General features: G+C 63.8%; 3 protein-coding genes and 1 pseudogene. All 4 read right to left on the minus strand.

Annotated elements, in window-relative coordinates; all coding sequences use genetic code 11:
* Positions 1-193 (minus strand): PPE domain-containing protein (locus tag AWC07_RS02235; RefSeq protein WP_139829483.1); only part of this gene is annotated, 193 nt, incomplete at its 3' end.
* 305 nt (positions 194-498) lie between these two features.
* Entirely contained in the window at positions 499-783 is a 285-nt protein-coding gene (locus AWC07_RS02240) for a WXG100 family type VII secretion target (RefSeq protein ID WP_036417122.1), read from the minus strand.
* A gap of 14 nt (positions 784-797) precedes the next feature.
* Positions 798-1,094, minus strand: a complete 297-nt coding sequence (locus AWC07_RS02245; RefSeq protein ID WP_036417124.1) for a WXG100 family type VII secretion target — start codon at positions 1,092-1,094, stop codon at positions 798-800.
* A 77-nt stretch (positions 1,095-1,171) separates the two neighbouring features.
* Positions 1,172-1,402: pseudogene (locus tag AWC07_RS02250) on the minus strand (PPE family protein); the annotation flags it as partial.

Consider the following 1,402-nt stretch of genomic DNA (forward strand, 5'->3'; position numbering starts at 1 on the left):
CCGACGCCGGACCCGCCCACGGCCCACCGGTCAACCCGGCAATCACCGCATCAAACGACGACGCCGACCCCGCCAACTGCGCAGCCAACCCCTCCCACGCCGCCGCCGCCACAAACAACGGCCCCGCACCAGCACCAGCGAAAATCCGCGCCGAATTGATCTCCGGCGGCAACCACGCAAACTCAGGAACCATTCCAACCCCAAACCGACCAGCCGCACCAACGGCACCGACACCAACCGAACACTCACCAACCCACGGGCGGATCGTAAGCGAACCCACACCCAAAAACTCCAGATTCGCCAAACGCTGAAACCGCGGGGGCATTCGGTGATCTCCGTGAGCTACGTCCTACCGAAGCGCTGGGTTGCCATCAGGCGGCTGACCAGGTGCTGACATGGTGCTGACATGGTGCTGACATGGTGAGGGCGCGGGTAACACTGGTTGGTTGGTGTTACCCGCGCCCTGTAGAGCTGGCTGGTGAGGCCGGCTCGGTGTGGTTAGGCCCAGCTGGAGCCGACGGCAGAGTCGGTTTGGGCCATGTTGGAACCGGCGGCTTGCACCTTTTGGCCGTGGGCGTTGGCTTGTTCGTAGATCACCTGGAAGTTGCGGCCCAACGCGGTGATGAACTCCTGGCAGGCCACCGACCCGGCCCCGCCCCAGAAGTCCCCGGCGGCCAACACATCACGCACGATCGCCTGATGCTCGGCCTCCAACGACGCCGCCTGCGCCCGAATCAACGCCCCATGAGCATCCACATCACCGAACTGGTAATTAATCGTCATCGCGGAATACCCTTCTAACTGCTCAAAATCTGCTGCGAAGCCTGCTCTTGCTGCTCATAGTTATTGGCGTCGCGGATCAACCCATCACGCACCCCGTGCAACATGGTCACGATATTGCGAAACGCCTGATTCATCTGACCCATCGTGTCCAGCGACGTCGCCTCGGCCAACCCACTCCACCCGGCCCCGGAAATGTTTTGCGACGACGCCCACATCCGACGCGCCTCATCTTCGACCGTCTGCGCATGCACCTCGAACCGACCCGCCATCGCCCGCATCGCATGCGGATCGGTCATAAACCGAGTAGCCATGACATTCTTCCTTTCTCACAGACTCAAGCTCTGATCCTGATACCGCACCGCCAACACCGCGACCAATCACCTCTGCCCTACCCGACACCGGTACGCGGGATCACACTCGGGCGCGCCTGCACCACATGCGGATTAGCACCCCCACGGCCCATCATCCCGCCGGGCATCCCCGCCCCGGCGCCACCCATCCCCATCGGCATCGGCATCATCCCCATCCCGCCAGTGCCGGCCGCCTGCGCCAACTCCGCCGCATTGGGCAACCCGCCCAACCCCGCCATCGCCGCCGACGACAGCCCCTTGGGCATCGA

The organism is Mycobacterium gastri (assembly GCF_002102175.1).
Classification (GTDB): Bacteria; Actinomycetota; Actinomycetes; order Mycobacteriales; family Mycobacteriaceae; genus Mycobacterium; species Mycobacterium gastri.

Coding starts and splice junctions, on each gene's coding strand:
- AWC07_RS02240 (WP_036417122.1), bottom strand. CDS start 783: ATGACGATTAATTACCAGTTCGGTGATGTGGATGCTCATGGGGCGTTG.
- AWC07_RS02245 (WP_036417124.1), bottom strand. CDS start 1,094: ATGGCTACTCGGTTTATGACCGATCCGCATGCGATGCGGGCGATGGCG.